Genomic DNA, 15,293 nt, shown 5'->3' on the forward strand with positions numbered 1-15,293 from the left:
ACCGAACGGCGTTTCTTGCAACCCGCTTTTCCCCTTGGTGCGCTTTGGTGTATGATGAACATTCCATTACCGTAATATCGACATCGTGCGTACAAGGAGACAGCCATGAATTCGCAGTTTGCAGCCCAGTTAGAACGCATCGTTGGAGCTGGCGGCGTTGCTTATAACGAACCGATGGCGCGTCATACTACGTTTAAGATTGGCGGAGCGGCCGACTATTTTGTTGAGCCGCGCTGCCTTTCTGATATTCAGCAACTGGTTCGTCTTTGCGCCGAACAGGCTGTTGAACTGCGCGTTCTTGGGCAGGGGAGCAATGTGCTTGTTGCTGATGAAGGTGTTCGCGGCGTTGTTATGCATCTAGGGTCGCAGTATGCGCATTTTGAAACCTGTAAGGAACTGAGCGCAGTTGCACCTACGTCAACAGATGAGACCGCAGGTCACGCGCCATGCTCGAATGTTTCAACGCTTGCAGCTGAGACCGTTCACGCAAATGATTCCACATACGCATCCGAACATGCGCCTGAAGCTGAGTCCACAGACATACCCGTAAGTGAGTCAGCTGCCGTGATCGCAGCTCACGCGCCATGCTCGAACGATTCCGCAGCAGTGTCCACGCCCGCAGACGCACCCGCATCCACAGCCGCAGACGCGTCCGCACCTTGTGCTCAGCACTGCAATTCTTCAGATGCAGTTCTTATAAAAGCCCAAGCAGGAGTGAAAAACAGTCAACTTGCACGCTTTGCATGTGATTGCGGCCTTACTGGCTTCGAGTTTGCAAGCGGCATCCCAGGTGTTGTAGGTGGATCGGCGCTTATGAATGCAGGTGCGTATGGCTCCGAGTATTCCCAGGTAGTGCACTCACTTGTGTGTGTTACACCTGATGGCAACCTCTGTACCATTTCAGGTGCAGACGCCCAGTGGGGATACCGTCGATCGCGCATGCACGACCAGCATCTTATAATTTCCGACGTAGTTTTCCGCTTTTTGCCAGGTAATAAGGCAGAGATCCAAGCGCGCATGGACGATCTTGCGCAGCGCCGTAAAAGCAAACAGCCACTGAATATGCCCAGCGCAGGGTCTACGTTTAAGCGTCCCGAGGGTTATTTTGCAGGTAAGCTTATACAAGACGCTCATCTTCAAGGCGAACGTGTTGGCGGTGCTGAAGTATCGCGTAAGCATGCTGGCTTTATTGTTAACGCAGGTGGTGCGACTGCTCGCGACGTGTATCAGCTGATTGCTCACGTTCAGGAGCGCGTGTTTGAAACTGCTGGCGTTCATCTTGAACCTGAAGTGCGCATGTGGGGCTTTCAGCACTAATCGCTGCTGCTAGCGTTATTTCTGCTGGTCAATAGCATATTTGTTCCTATTCTTGCCGCTGCTTTTGCCGTTGGTGTTGCTGTTGCTTGGTTCGTTTCTTATGTGCGGTGCGCTGGGGCGTCAACCGCGTGGTTGTAGTGCATGCTTCAGTGCATTTTTTATGTGTGTAGTGACTGTTGTGCTTGGTGTGCTGTTTTGTTTAGTGCACGTGCAATAAAGTTTGCTGCACGTGCACCATGTTCGTATGGTTACTACGCTCGTTATACCTGGTAATGATGCTTTTTTGTCTGTGTCCCCCGTTTCATTTTTTGTTTATTAAAACGCGTGCTACTTCGTATATGCGCTACACACGTTATACCTGGTGGCGGTTGTTGCGTGTTGCGCTCATTAACGTGCGTGCTCGTGTGCTCGCTTAGCATCCTCGTTTCGTATATTATGATGAGATGTACTCCTCTTTTGCTTATTAAGCTCGCGGAATAGTTATTTCTTTTTCTTGCTGCGAATACCCATATCCATACCTTTCTTGTAGGGTATTACGTGCAGCGTAGATGAAACAAAATGCACCAGATAACAGCAGCGTTAAGCTTAAGAGTACAAAAGGCATCACGCTCGATCCTGTTTGCGGGAATAATTTGTGCTTCAGTAGGTTTTTCGCAAGCTTTGTGCCATTGTCGTGATTAAATCCCTTGAACTTTTTACTTTTTTCGTTATGCACCTTGCTAAGGCGTTGCGAGCGATGCTTTTCGCCGCCGCCACGTTGTTCTTCTTGCGTGGCGCTCTCTTCAACAAGAGAATTACCTGAGGATAGGGCGAACGTCGGCAAAGCATTTGTGTTGCTGGCATTGCCTGCAGCGCCGTTGACTCCTTTGTTGCTAGCGTGTTCTGTATTGCTTGCAGCGCCGTTGGTTATTCCATTGGTGCTGTTTATACCTTTGCTGTTTCCCTTGACGTTGTTGACGCTTCCGTTAACGTTACTGGTGCTTCCGTTGACGCCGTTAGCTGCGTTGGCGGCATTTCCTGCGTTGTGCGATTGGTTCGCACTCGCGGCGTTGTTGCTTATATTGGCGTGCGAAAGCGAAGGATTGTTTGCGTTTCCACTGGTAGCAGAACCGTTAGCGTTTCCATTTTGAGCGTTTGTGTTGATTGATGTATTGTTTTGCGATTGCGACGCTGATGTTCTTGCTCCGTTTGCTTCTGCGGCTGCTGTTCCAGTGCTTGATTCAGCACCTGCATCCGTTCCAGCACCAGCGCCCGAGTTTGTGCCTGTGCCTGTTGTACCTGTTCCAGTGCTTGTTCCAGCACCTGTGCCTGTACTGGTTCCCGAAGTTATGCCCGTTCCTGATGGACTCGAGGTATCAGATTTTTGACCAGTACTTGTTTCGTTGCCTGATGGATGTCCAGAGTCTGATGGCGTTTGCGCGTTGTGCTGTGGGAACAACCTTGAAAAGATGTCTTTTTCGCTTGCTTGTGTTAAATGTTTAAGCACCTGTTCAACAGTAGGATACAGTGTATTTTGCTCCCCTTGCTTGTCGGGTGCATGCGTACCATTTGGCAGATAAGGCTGCGATTGATCGCTTTTACCGTTACGAATCGAATGCCACACCTGCGCTAAGGTTTCAGGCCGCAAATCGAGGTAGTTCGAGAGCAATTTTGCTGCCGCCTTAAAGTCGACATACCAGCGATTTTCGGGTGCAAGCGGATAGAGAAGCTTCGATGCGTTTGGTATCTTGTCTGGCGTTTCAGGAGTAGTTGTATTTGGATGAACCGTGTCATTTTGACTGCTCGTTCCCTGATTTTGTGATCCGCCTGGTGTTGTGTTTGTGCCGCTGGTGGTGCCCTGCGTACCGCTGGTGTTGGCGGTGCTGGTGGAATTTGTGTTGTTTCCGCCCGCGTTGTTTGTGCTGCTGTTGCCCGTGCTCTGTCCAGTGCCGTTTCCGCTGGTTGATTCGTTGCTGTTGCCCGTATTGTTGCCATTCTTGTTTTTATGGGGCGTTGTTTCTGAAGGCGTTTGCTCGCGTTGGTGTGGTGGTTTTTTGCCGTGTGGCTGCGACTCTTGAGGATTCGTGCTATCACTTGTTTCACCTGCACCGCTGCCAGTATCGTGTGTACCTGTGGGCGTGGACGTGCTGCCTGGCGTGGACGTGCCGCTTGGTGTGCCGGCTTGGGGGTTGGTGCCACTGCCGTTTGTGTTCGTAGTGCCTGATGACGAATCAGTTTGCGTTTCGGTAGAAACTCCTGTTGAAGTATCAGTTTGTGTTCCCGATGAAACACCTGGCGTTGGTTGATCGGTTTGAGTACCAGCCGCTACACCTGGCGTCGGTGTATCCGTCTGTGTTCCCGTTGCAACACCTGGCACTTTCATGTCTCCTGTAATTGTTGTATCGGTCTGCGTACCAGCTGCTACACCTGGTTTCGGTGTATCCGTCTGCGTACCAGATGAAATGCCGTTTTGCAAAAACGAGCCCGACAACGCGTTATGAAGCAGCGCATTACTGTACTGGATTTCGTTTGTGTTATGCAAAGCATTGTGTACGGTAAAAAGAGCTTGCTGGTTGATAGGTGCGCTGGTTGGGTAGCGCAAGGTACGAGCTTTATACGACAAGCTCAATGTTTGTCCAGGTGAAAGCGCTGAAATATCCCATTGAATGCAATGGTTTACTGCGTCATAGAACGCTTTCTGAGCGCCTGCGGCATTGTTTTGAGAAGTCACAATTTCAGTATTGTCTAAGCGTGTTCCAAGTGGTACTACCACATATACGTGTGATTTTTCTTTTTGTGTGTTTGCGTTCATTAGGTCTTTTACTTGAACGGTATACGTTATCTCCTCGTCCGCTCGAAGCGCAGCGCCTGCTTGTTTATTGCTGGTAAGTGTAACATCGATGCAAGGGGTAGCTTGGTCGTTTTGCTTAGTTGTGTGTATCAACGGATTGCTGTAATACACAGCCGATGCATGATTATTCATTCCTTGTGCAGATGTTGCTGCCATGCAGGCTGTGCATCGTACATGCGATGTGCTATCCGCACCTTGTGCAGGTGTTGGTGCCGTTGCCGTGGAACGCGCTTGCGCAAAGTTTCTGGGTGTTAGACCGTTTTTAACAATAGATGGCTCAAACGTATAAGTGGCTTGCGTAAATAACTTGCTGCCATACACCGCGCAATCAGCATCAGATTCTGCTACAAAATTCAATTTGGTATGTGACCCTGGTTTCAGGTTTGTAAGGTTCCAACCAAGTGTTGACTCTTTTCGTGTTTGCTCTACCTGCGGATTTCCCGTCTGCAGCGTTTCAATATAGTGCATATGTTTGGGAAGCGGCAGTGTAATAGCGCAATTTTGGCTGGTGGACGCATTGTTCGTTACATCAAGCGTGTACGTGACGCGCTCCTTTGGCTGAATATAGCTTCCTGCTTGCGGATTTGCTGAAAGCGATACGCTAACAAGCGCTCCATGGTTAGCTTTGGCAGTAGGAATCACTTCATGATATTGTGCTGGTTCAAGCGTTTCTATGGGGATGGATTTTTTGTCGTTCAGTGCTCGTGTAAGAGTTTTGGTGCTGGTTACAGGGTCGCCATACGTTTTACACGATGCTTTAAGCTCCATCAATTTATAGGGATTCCCAGCCTCATCAGCTGTCCGCATTCGGGTTTTTTTCGATGGGCTAATAACACGGCCTTTTACATGTATGATATATTTTTCGCCATGAAGCGGCATATTTTTTGTAAGCCAATCTTTGTTAAAGGTAAATGTAATTGTGTTTGTCTCTTTATTGTGAACTAAGGTACCTGCTTTTTTATCGAGTGGTATGCACGACACATCATGATCTTTTTGGAATACTTCTATTGATTTACACTGCACTTCACGTGGAATATCAAATTTCAGTTGCATTTCGTTAAATCGATGAAATGTACTAAAGCCTAACGATTTAACTTTTTGTTCAAGGGTGAAATCAATGTCGTCAAGGGTTTGAATTTGCATCGATTTGGATGCTTTTATTACAGGAGCATCGGTTGCTTGGCGCGCGATATGGCTTGATGATATGTTCATCCATTCAATATAGGGGAAAAATACACTCAGGTAGGTTGTTTTAAGATACATAGTAAAGGATTGTTTTGTGAAATCTGGTGATTGCGGATTATTGCTTCCTTTGTTGGCAATAGGATACAAACCTTTACAGATGGCATCATAGTTGTCATTACGAGTTGGAGCATCCCATTCTGTTTGCTTGACATCGAAGCTGCGTAATGCTGTATCGTGCGCACATTCTACTTTGGGAACAGAATGGTGTATTACCGCAATATCACTTGGTGTAGTTGAGAAATCAACGTTCATGGCATGGTTTGTGTTGTCTGGAGTATACGGTGACCGATAGGTAAGCGCGCTTACGGTTAGAAAACTATTACCAAAATACGTTAAAGGGTAATAGCATTCATTATCAGCAACGATAGGCGTAATATAATAGGTAATACGTACATTTTTCATATTAAACAGCGCAACGCCACCAACAATGTTGCTTGCTACTTGTATATAAGGCGCATCAAGGTTTTTCCACACTTTATGATATTTACCGTTTATGTGGAATGATGCGCGTATAGGTACACCTTCATATGTGCCAACATAAGCCAAGTAGCCAAGCGCTGAAACTTTTGCCCCTTCGGTCCATGTTGTATTAGGCGCTTCAGGTTTGATTTGATACGTTGAAACCGTTGTATTTGCTTTATCAATAGGCATAGTAGGAGCAATACCGTTTTTTAAGTCTTCTTCTGTAAGCGTTTCGTGCATATTTTTGATGTTGATATTAGGAAGATAGTCGGATAAGCCAAAAGCTGTTTGAACGGAAAAGGCATCAGATATTTTGTTGTCTAAATAGACCTGTGGCAATACATCATTTGACCAGCCTCCATCATCAAAGTTGAACTTACTTTGAGGTCGGAAGTTGTTTTCATCGAGGGTATAAATTTGTGTTGGTGCAAGCGTATAAGCATATGTTGTATTGAGGCTCATGATAGGCAACATATATACACAAGCGAAAAATAGAGCAAGAAAGAATAACCGAAGGAGTCTGTTGCGTGCGTAGTAGGAGTATATATGCGATATGTTGTTGCGTGGCGGAGAGCTTATCGTGTAACAATGCATAGTAGATCCTTTCTGCGTGGCGTATGTTTTGAAGAATTGAGTGCAGTTTAGAGCGGAAAATATTGCAAAAATACGTCATTAATACGCCAATAACACGCTGAAATGCCGCTACGTAATACAGGAAAACTATTGTGAAAATGTGGCAAAAACATGCTGCATACATAGACAGCATGCCACTGAGCTCGTAATTTGGCGCATTGCGCTGTATGCTGGCGTTGCAACAATGCGCGTGCCTTACAATAAGAACACAACCAAGAAAGGATGCTTATGTGTGGCATTGTTGCATATACAGGAAATGAAGAAGCAAGCACATATTTATTGAATGGACTGGGAAGACTTGAGTATCGAGGGTACGATTCTGCAGGTATAGCGCTTATGCATGATCATAGCTTTAACGTTATCAAGCGTCGTGGCAAAGTAAGTGAACTTAAAGAAGCGTGTGCAGCGCTTTGTCCTTATGGTACGTGCGGAATTGGACACACGCGCTGGGCAACGCACGGCAAGCCAAGTGAGAAAAATGCGCATCCTCACGTATCAGCACATGGCAGCATTGCTCTTGTTCATAATGGGATTATTGAAAATTATGGCGAACTTAAAGATGAATTGGCACAACACGGCATTTCTCCTGTTAGCCAAACCGATTCTGAGCTTATTGCGCACCTGATTGAGCTGTGTTACGTGCAAGGTGAAGAGGTGAATGCCACCGCTTGCAGTGCGCCTGCAGATGAAACGAGTGGTGACGCCGTTAACGCCATGAATCCTAGTAAGCTTGTAGCTGCCGTTCATAAAGCTTGTAAAAAACTCATTGGATCGTATGCGCTTGCTGTTATGTGTACGCATGAGCCTGGTACGATAGTGGTAACGCGTCACGATTCTCCGCTGATTGTGGGTATTGCTGATGACGGCATGTATGCCGCATCTGATGCTATTGCGCTGCTTGATAAAACGCGTGAATGTGTTATTTTGCCTGATAAATCGATTGCTTGTCTTACAGAGCATCAGTCACATTTTTATAAGGAACGTACGCATCCGCTTACACAAACGTCACCTCAACAACCGCCACATCAACATATGCAGGAGCTTGCGCAAACATCCCACGCGCCTGCTCAGTCAAACTCGCTTACACAAACGTCACCTGAGCATTCTCAGTCACATCCGATTCATCAACAACTTCAGGAATTTACCCCTGAAATTACGCACATCACCTGGGATATTGCTGGCGCTGAAAAAGGCGGCTATCCCGATTTCATGCTCAAAGAAATTCACGAACAGCCGCGCGTTATTCGCGATACGCTGGCAGGACGCCTGGTAGATGGCCGGTTAGTGATTGACGAGCTCGATTTAAGCCCCGAAGAACTGACGCTTATCGATCGCGTGTACGTTATTGCGTGTGGTACGTCGCTGCATGCAGGACTGGTGGCAAAGCAGCTGATAGAGGGTTGGGCGCGTATTCCTTGTGAAGTGGAAGCGGCAAGCGAATTTCGTTATCGCAATGCGTTGATAACTCCTACGACGCTGGTAGTTGCGGTGTCGCAATCAGGAGAAACAGCTGATACGCTTGCTGCTATTCGCGACGCTCGGGTGCGTGGCGCGCGGGTGTTCGGCATTACGAATGTGGTGGGCAGTCCAGTTGCGCGGGAGGCCGATGGTGTTATTTACACAAAAGCAAATAAGGAAATCGCGGTAGCTTCTACGAAGTCGTTTTTGGGGCAAATTGTAAGTTTAACGTTGTTAGCATTGTTATTAGCGCAGGTAAAAGGCAATTTACGTCAAAATCAGATACACTTATTATACAAGCAGCTTGCCAGCACCGCCGAACAAGTTGAGTGTATTTTACAAGACACGTCACGCATTCAACAGGCAGCACAAAGGTGCTACCAGGCGTCAAGCGCGCTTTTTATTGGGCGTGGCATGGGGTGCGTAATCGCACGTGAAGGAGCGTTGAAGCTGAAAGAAATAAGTTATCTACATGCCGAGGCCTATCCTGCGGGCGAAATGAAACATGGGCCTATTGCGCTTATCGAGGACGGTTTTCCCGTGATAGCTGTGGCAACACATGGTCCTATTTACGATAAAGTAATGAGCAATATTCAGGAAAGCAAAGCGCGTGGTGCGTGTGTGATTGCGCTTGCCGAGCAAGGTGATGAAGAAATTCAGAAATATGCCGATGAAGTGATTTATATACCACCTGTTCAAGATTGTTTTTCTGCTATAACAGCAAGTGTTCCGTTACAATTATTGGCGCGTGAAATTGCGCTTTTGAAACATTGCGATGTTGACCAGCCGCGCAATTTGGCGAAGTCGGTAACGGTCGAATAGCCTTCGTGCTTGATGGCATACATAGAGCGTTGCATATGTTGTGTATGTGCAGGTATGGATTTTAGCTTGATGGTGTGTATAGAACCGTGCAGACAAGTGTGTGCAGGAACAATCGTACATACAGGGATAATTGCATAAATGCAGGCTGGTGAGCAAACGGGAACATTCGCAGAAACGCTGGTAGAAATACAAATTGCTATCCATAATGGAGATAGCAGCAGAAATGCCAGTTGAGTCACGGATTGAATGAGCAATAGAGCCGAAGATTGGCACACAGATTGAAATGGTGACAGAAATGCAGATGGGTATACAGCCTGGTACAGCGAAAACGCAAGCAAACACGCTAACACAAGCGACAGCAGAAACACAGAAAGAAACAACAACACAAGCGCAGGCAGAAACAGCGCCGCAAGCGTCAACCGAAATACTGCCAGCATCAGCACCGCAAGCGTCAACCGAAACGCAGGCAGAAACAGCACCGCAAGCGGCAACATCACGAGCACCAGCAACGAAAGAAACAGCACCAGACATTTCCCTCGATGAGGCACTTTCGTATACTGCGCATGAAGCGCTGCGTATGGCTGATAAAAGCGATACGCCACAGGTCGGGCTTGGCGTTGATGTTGTGGACATTTCTCGTATGGAGCGCATTATTAAGCGTTCACCAGCGTTTGCAGCGCGCGTATTTTCTGAAGCTGAACGTTCGTATTGCAACAACAATGCTCTTGCGAGTGCGCATTATGCTGCGCGCTTTGCAGCTAAAGAAGCCGTGGTAAAGGCGCTTGGAACAGGATTTTCTGATGGAATTGTGGTGCGTGACGTAGAAATTGTGCACACTGCGCATGGTCGCCCCGTGGTTGTACTGCATGGTCGTGCTAAAGAAATTGCAGATGAACGCCATATTTGCGAAATCCCCGTGTCGCTTTCCTTTACGCATTCTCATGCCGTAGCGTGTGCCGTATGTATTACAGAAGACGTGCGCGATGCACGCGCAAAGAAAGAAGTACACCTCACGTCACGTCAACAATTAAACGAGCAGTTTAAACATGCTCGTCGTATGCTTGACGATCTGTAACGTATGTTGCTCGTTTTATGAGTATGAGCTTCGTGTACATACATGAATTTGGCATACACATCGTTGCTGCTTGCGCTAACAGCTGCACCAGGTGGTGATGAGGGTGCTCTCCGTGTACGTAGCGCTGCCTTATATTCCCAGTTCAACTAATAAAATACACAGGGTGCTTTCCGTGAACATAGCGCTGCCGCGTGCGCCAAAGACTGCACCAGGTGGCGATGAGTATGAACGTGGTATACGTACCATCGTTTTCTAGCTATGCCGTTTAACATTCATCGTTGCAGCTTCATAACGCGAATGTAGACTTTTCGCTAAAAAATGACGCTTTTGCATCCTGGAGCGATGCTTTGAGTGCGTTGCTCGTATAATAGATGCCATGAATATGATAGATGCAAATTCCATTCCCTGTTATGTGCACGCGTGTTTAAACAGAGTGCTTAATCCACCTGTTGACGTACATAAATATTCGCGTGGTGTAGCACAATTGTGTGCTGGATCGCCTGAGTATGCGGGCGCTGCGTTGTTGTGTGCGCGTGCGGCACAACGCGCGGGAGCTGGTTATACGCAGTTATTTACCGATGCGCCGATCGAACCGCTTCAAGTTGCAGCTCCATCATTGGTAGTTCGTTCCCTTGACGCTTGGGAAATTCCTGATCACAACACCTGTGCGCTTGGCATTGGTTCGGGGTTTTTGCCTGGAGATTTTCATACAACATATCGTAGGCTTTTTGAACGCACACAACGGTATCCGCACTGCGTTGTCGTTGATGGTGGCGCGTTGTCGTTTTTAGCTACAGAACAGGGAAAACAATGGGCAGCTGTGCGTGCACGGAATGGCTTTCCAACCATTATAACGCCTCATGTGGGAGAAGCTGCACGCCTGTTAGCGTCAATTTCGGATGATGTATCAGGTGATATGCGCTCAAACGAAGCAAACAAGCTTCACGTTTTGAATGCTCATACGTCCCAATGCCCTCAATCACACCTATCTCACAACCCCTGTGCGCGCACTCTTGAGCAGGACGCTTACCGTTTGTCACAGTATTTTTCATGTTGCGTGTGCTTAAAAAGCTCGAACACTGTTATTGCGTATCAAAATTCGATCGCAACACTTACTAATGGCGGTGTTGAACTGGCAAAAGCAGGCACAGGAGACGTTCTTATGGGGATTATTACGGCACTTTGCTCACAGCAGCTTGCACCTTTTGATGCAGCACTCAGTGGTGCGTATCTGCATGCGCTTGCTGGAAAATTTGCTGCTGAACAGGGAGATATGGTAAGTGTGATTCCCGAAGATATAATTGCTGCACTTCCGCGCGTTTTCGCATATGTAAGGAGTTTTCATGAGTGACGACTTGATGTTTAACGCACATAATCAGAATAAACCAGCAACGCACAACGCTCAGAAGGTAGCATCTGTTCCTGTAGATGAACCAGCTGCCCACCCGAGCGCTCAGCCTCACGAGCCGAACACGCCATCTTTCCAGATAAACGAACCAGCTTCCGAGAAAAACGAACCCTCTGACCAGTTACTTTCTCCTCAGCAAGAAGTTGAAGAGATCATCAAACTGCGTAAAGAAATCGAGCACCATTCGTATCTCTATTATGCACAAGACGCGCCGGAAATTTCGGATGCGGCATTCGATTCTTTGATGCGCCGCCTTCGTGAATTGGAGCATAAGCACCCTGAATGCTACGATCCGAATTCTCCTACTATGCGAGTAGGCGGTTATGTCGATGAGCAATTTATGCCTGTTCAACACGCAGAACGCATGTATTCGCTTGATAATGCGATGGATTTAAACGAGCTTGACGCGTGGATCGATCGCGTAGAGGAGTTTTTCGGGAAATTTGTTCCCATGACCTGCGAACTTAAAATTGACGGATCGGGTATTGCGCTTACGTACACAAAAGGCCAGTTGGAGCGTGCGGCAACGCGTGGCGATGGACGTGTAGGTGAAAACATCACCGCTAACGTGCGCAGTGTGCGCGATGTTCCTTTGCGTATAAGCAACAACGGTGAACAGGGTATTCTTGCACCGTCGATTGAAGTGCGCGGTGAAGTGTATATGCCGAAAACATCGTTTGAGCAGCTTAATGCTGCAGCACACGAAATCGGTCACGCTACGTTTGCCAACCCACGAAACGCGGCAGCAGGTAGTTTGCGCCAAAAAGATGCGCGTATCACGGCGCAGCGCGATTTGTCTACCTTTATATACGCGATTGCGAACGCCGGCACCATTTCCGCAAAAGGCCAGTTCGCGATGCTGCAATGGTTGAAAGCGTCGGGCTTTCACGTAAACCCGGATGTGCGTTATTGCACACAGCGCAGCGAAATTGCCGATTTCTGCAAACGTGCGCTTGACATGCGCGGATCGCTTCCTTATGAGATCGACGGCGTGGTTGTAAAAGTTGATTCCTTTGCTGAACAGGAAGCTATGGGCTTTACTGCTCGTGCTCCACGTTGGGCAATTGCGTTCAAATTCCCCCCTGAAGAGCAGGCAACACTTCTGCGTGCAATTACTGTGCAAGTAGGACGCACGGGCGTTCTTACTCCTGTTGCCGAGCTTGAGCCAGTGAAAGTAGCAGGCAGTGTTGTTTCACGCGCAACACTTCATAATGAAGATGAAGTGCATCGCAAAGATGTGCGCGTGGGCGATACCGTCATTGTGCGGAAAGCAGGCGATGTAATTCCCGAGATCCTGGGTGCGCGTACCGAGTTGCGCTGTGCGGATGCGCCAGTGTGGAAGATGCCAAAAGTTTGTCCCAGCTGCGGAAACGAGGTCATTCGCGAACAGGACGAAGTGGCGTATCGCTGCATTGCTATTGATTGCCCAGCTCAGGCCCGGGAACGCCTGACGCATTGGGTAAGCCGCGCGGCCATGGACATCGATGGCATGGGAAGCGAAATTATCAAGCGGCTTTTGGACATTCATCGCCTGAAAGATGTGTCCGATTACTACACGCTTTCTACTGATGAACTGGCTAAATTGCCGATGGGAAGAACCGATAAAGACGGACGCGCTATTGTTCTTGGAGAAAAAAATGCTGGCAAAATTGCGCAAAATATTGAGGAAAGCAAGCATCGACCGTTTGCGCGCGTGCTGTTTGGGCTTGGTATTCGTCACGTTGGAAAAACAGTAGCTGAACAGCTGGTATGTGTGTATCCTACCATGGATGCGCTTGAAGGCGCTTCGCAGGAGGGTTTGGAAGCCATTGAAGGTGTAGGTTCAAAAATTGCGGAGAGCATTTTGGTGTTTTTGCGTGCTCCTGAAAATCAGCAGGTGATTGCACGATTGCGTGCTCATGGCGTGTCGATGGGTAATGAATCGCTTGGTGGTGCGCTTGAAGGCGCCAATGCATTAAGTGAAGAGGAACGCACGAAACTGGCAGGTCAGACTTTTGTGATCACGGGCACGCTGACGCAATCGCATATGAGCCGCGATGAAGCTGCCGCTAAATTGAAAGAACGTGGCGCAAAAGTGTCGTCGAGCGTGTCGTCGAAAACGTCGTATGTGCTTGCAGGTGATGCTGCGGGATCGAAGCTGCAAAAGGCTCTTGAACTGGGAGTTCCTGTTATAGGCGAAGCGGAATTTCTGGCGCTCATTCAGTAAGTGGGTGCCGTAAGGGTGTCGCTGCGCCCATTCAATAAGCAGTTTCAATAAGGGTGTTGCGACACCCATCCATTAAGAGTGTCGCGGCGCCATTCAATTCAAGTATACTGTCGCTCATTCAGTATGTGAGTGCCGTAAGAGTGTATCGCCGTATTCACTCAGTGGCGTTTCGTTTTGTCTCCAGCATGCGCTCCGTGCTTTCCGTTCGTGCCGCTCGCGTGTAAAAGAGCACCGTTTATACTTCATTGCTACCTGTCGATGCTTTGTTTTGCATGTATATTTTCTTGCTTAATTAAAGGTATTTCAGTATAAATTTCCACATAATAATTATTCTTTCTATGGATATATATCCTTTCAAAAGATATAATAACGACATAGGTTATGTCCGTTCGTTAAAAATAGGGGGTATGTGTTTATGAAGACACGTCGCTCATTTTTAGCCGCTCTTACCGCAGTTGCCTTGGTTGGAACCTTAGGGCTGGTAGGATGCGCAAAGCAGCAAGCTGCTGCTCCTGAAAAAGCTCAAGAGCCAGCGAAAGCAAAAGTGGAGCTTACTGTATTTGCTGCTAATTCGCTTGAAAAGGCTCTTCCCGAGGTGCAAGCGCTCTATACGAAAAAAACTGGCGTTACCTTTAAGGATACGCAGTTTAAAGGATCGGGCGATCTGGTAGAGCAGCTGAAAGCAAATTCAAAGTCGGCTGATGTGTTAATTACTGCTTCAACAGGCACAATGGAGAAAGCTTTAAAGAATCAATCAGTTGATTCAAGCACGAAAAAGGATATGTTTAAAAACGATCTTGTAGTTGCAACATCTGAAAAAGGTAGTTTGAAGCTTGCGTCTGTTGCCGATTTAGGAAAAGCTGACGTACAATCATTTGCTCTTGGTGAACCCAACGCTGTTCCTGCTGGCAAATATGCTGTTCAAGCATTAGAAAATGCTAAGCTGTGCACCACAAAAACCAGTGATGATAAAAAGACTATTACTGTTACCTGGGCAGATTCTGTAAAATCGAAAGTAAATGCTGGCGCTGACAAAGTGGGTACGGTTGCTCAATATGTAGCGAGTGGTCAGGCGCAATTCGGTTTCTGCTATAGCTCGGATATTTATCGTTACAAGGGTGTCAAAGTTGCGCTTACCGTTCCAAAAGATATGCACAAGCCAATTGTTTATCCTGGTGCTGTGTGTGCTTCAACAGCGCATAAAGCAGAAGCTGCTGCATTCTTGAAGTTCTGTCTTGAAGACAAAGAAGCGCAGAAAGTGTTCTCGAAATACGGCTTTGAAATTGTTGCTTAACAGCGCAAACAAAAGTGGCAACAAAAGAGCACTACATACAGTACGTTTGATGTGCTTTTATAACTGAAATAAAACGGGGAGGCACTGCGCTTGCGTGTCTCCTTTTCTTGTGGTAAGTAAAATGAGAAGAAGCGACGTGAAGTGGGTATCGATGCATAGAATATGCAGGTCAAAGGTGCGAAATTGGCTGCGTACGCAGGGGGCAGGTGGCGGCGTGGCACACCGCTTGCAAGAGGCGCACAGTGCCGAGCGCGGTATCAAGCGCTGCGGCGCGTGCGGTGCTGGTCGCGGTATCGAGCGCGGTACCGAGTGTGGTACCGAGTGCAGTGCTTTGTTGTTGCGTTCTCAAACAGCGCGCAGCCGTGCGACGTTGTGCGCCATAATACTGTTATTTGCAGCGTTTATCTGCAGCTATGCGCAAACAAGTACCGCACAGAACGCGTGGGGCGCGCAGAGCACTGAGGCGCATGCCACGACCTCCGCACAAGCTACAACCGCTCAACCAGCTGCAACCACTCTCGCAGCCGCAACCCCCGCGCAACC

Annotated in this window: 8 protein-coding genes; 7 read left to right on the top strand and 1 reads right to left on the bottom strand. The window is 47.8% G+C overall.

The window, feature by feature from the left end; genetic code table 11:
* Positions 1-105: 105 nt before the first annotated feature.
* A complete protein-coding gene (gene murB, locus HMPREF3190_RS03965; protein ID WP_066780612.1) occupies positions 106-1,317 on the top strand; it encodes a UDP-N-acetylmuramate dehydrogenase in 1,212 nt (403 codons plus the stop codon).
* 463 nt (positions 1,318-1,780) lie between these two features.
* On the opposite strand, the gene HMPREF3190_RS03970 is transcribed toward murB, so the two are convergent.
* On the bottom strand, positions 1,781-6,316 hold the full coding sequence (locus HMPREF3190_RS03970; RefSeq protein WP_156425710.1) for a serine-rich family protein: 4,536 nt from the start codon (positions 6,314-6,316) through the stop codon (positions 1,781-1,783).
* 399 nt (positions 6,317-6,715) lie between these two features.
* On the opposite strand from HMPREF3190_RS03970, the gene glmS reads away from it, so the two are divergent.
* From glmS to HMPREF3190_RS07610, 6 genes are all read left to right on the top strand, one after another.
* Complete coding sequence (glmS, locus tag HMPREF3190_RS03975; RefSeq protein WP_066780616.1) at positions 6,716-8,767, top strand: glutamine--fructose-6-phosphate transaminase (isomerizing); 2,052 nt, start codon at positions 6,716-6,718, stop codon at positions 8,765-8,767.
* Positions 8,768-9,068: 301 nt separating this feature from the next.
* Positions 9,069-9,842, top strand: a complete 774-nt coding sequence (gene acpS, locus HMPREF3190_RS07605) for a holo-ACP synthase (protein ID WP_449676168.1) — start codon at positions 9,069-9,071, stop codon at positions 9,840-9,842.
* A gap of 376 nt (positions 9,843-10,218) precedes the next feature.
* The gene (locus tag HMPREF3190_RS03985; protein WP_082715152.1) at positions 10,219-11,193 is read left to right on the top strand and encodes an ADP-dependent NAD(P)H-hydrate dehydratase; all 975 of its coding nucleotides are present in this window, start codon (positions 10,219-10,221) and stop codon (positions 11,191-11,193) included.
* On the top strand, positions 11,186-13,456 hold the full coding sequence (gene ligA / locus HMPREF3190_RS03990; RefSeq protein WP_066780621.1) for an NAD-dependent DNA ligase LigA: 2,271 nt from the start codon (positions 11,186-11,188) through the stop codon (positions 13,454-13,456). Before HMPREF3190_RS03985 ends, ligA begins: the two co-directional genes overlap by 8 nt.
* A gap of 415 nt (positions 13,457-13,871) precedes the next feature.
* Positions 13,872-14,750: a molybdate ABC transporter substrate-binding protein gene (gene modA, locus HMPREF3190_RS03995; protein ID WP_066780622.1), complete on the top strand. Its 879-nt coding sequence runs from the start codon at positions 13,872-13,874 to the stop codon at positions 14,748-14,750.
* A gap of 94 nt (positions 14,751-14,844) precedes the next feature.
* Positions 14,845-15,293: hypothetical protein (locus HMPREF3190_RS07610; RefSeq protein ID WP_449676170.1), on the top strand; the 449-nt coding region annotated here is incomplete at its 3' end.

It is taken from the genome of Umbribacter vaginalis (genome assembly GCA_001552935.1).
Taxonomy (GTDB): Bacteria; Actinomycetota; Coriobacteriia; order Coriobacteriales; family Eggerthellaceae; genus Berryella; species Berryella vaginalis.

Excerpts from the sequence above, each read along its gene's own strand:
- murB (WP_066780612.1), top strand. The coding sequence starts at position 106 with ATGAATTCGCAGTTTGCAGCCCAGTTAGAACGCATCGTTGGAGCTGGC.
- HMPREF3190_RS03970 (WP_156425710.1), bottom strand. The coding sequence starts at position 6,316 with ATGAGCCTCAATACAACATATGCTTATACGCTTGCACCAACACAAATT.
- glmS (WP_066780616.1), top strand. The coding sequence starts at position 6,716 with ATGTGTGGCATTGTTGCATATACAGGAAATGAAGAAGCAAGCACATAT.
- acpS (WP_449676168.1), top strand. The coding sequence starts at position 9,069 with ATGGGTATACAGCCTGGTACAGCGAAAACGCAAGCAAACACGCTAACA.
- HMPREF3190_RS03985 (WP_082715152.1), top strand. The coding sequence starts at position 10,219 with ATGAATATGATAGATGCAAATTCCATTCCCTGTTATGTGCACGCGTGT.
- ligA (WP_066780621.1), top strand. The coding sequence starts at position 11,186 with ATGAGTGACGACTTGATGTTTAACGCACATAATCAGAATAAACCAGCA.
- modA (WP_066780622.1), top strand. The coding sequence starts at position 13,872 with ATGAAGACACGTCGCTCATTTTTAGCCGCTCTTACCGCAGTTGCCTTG.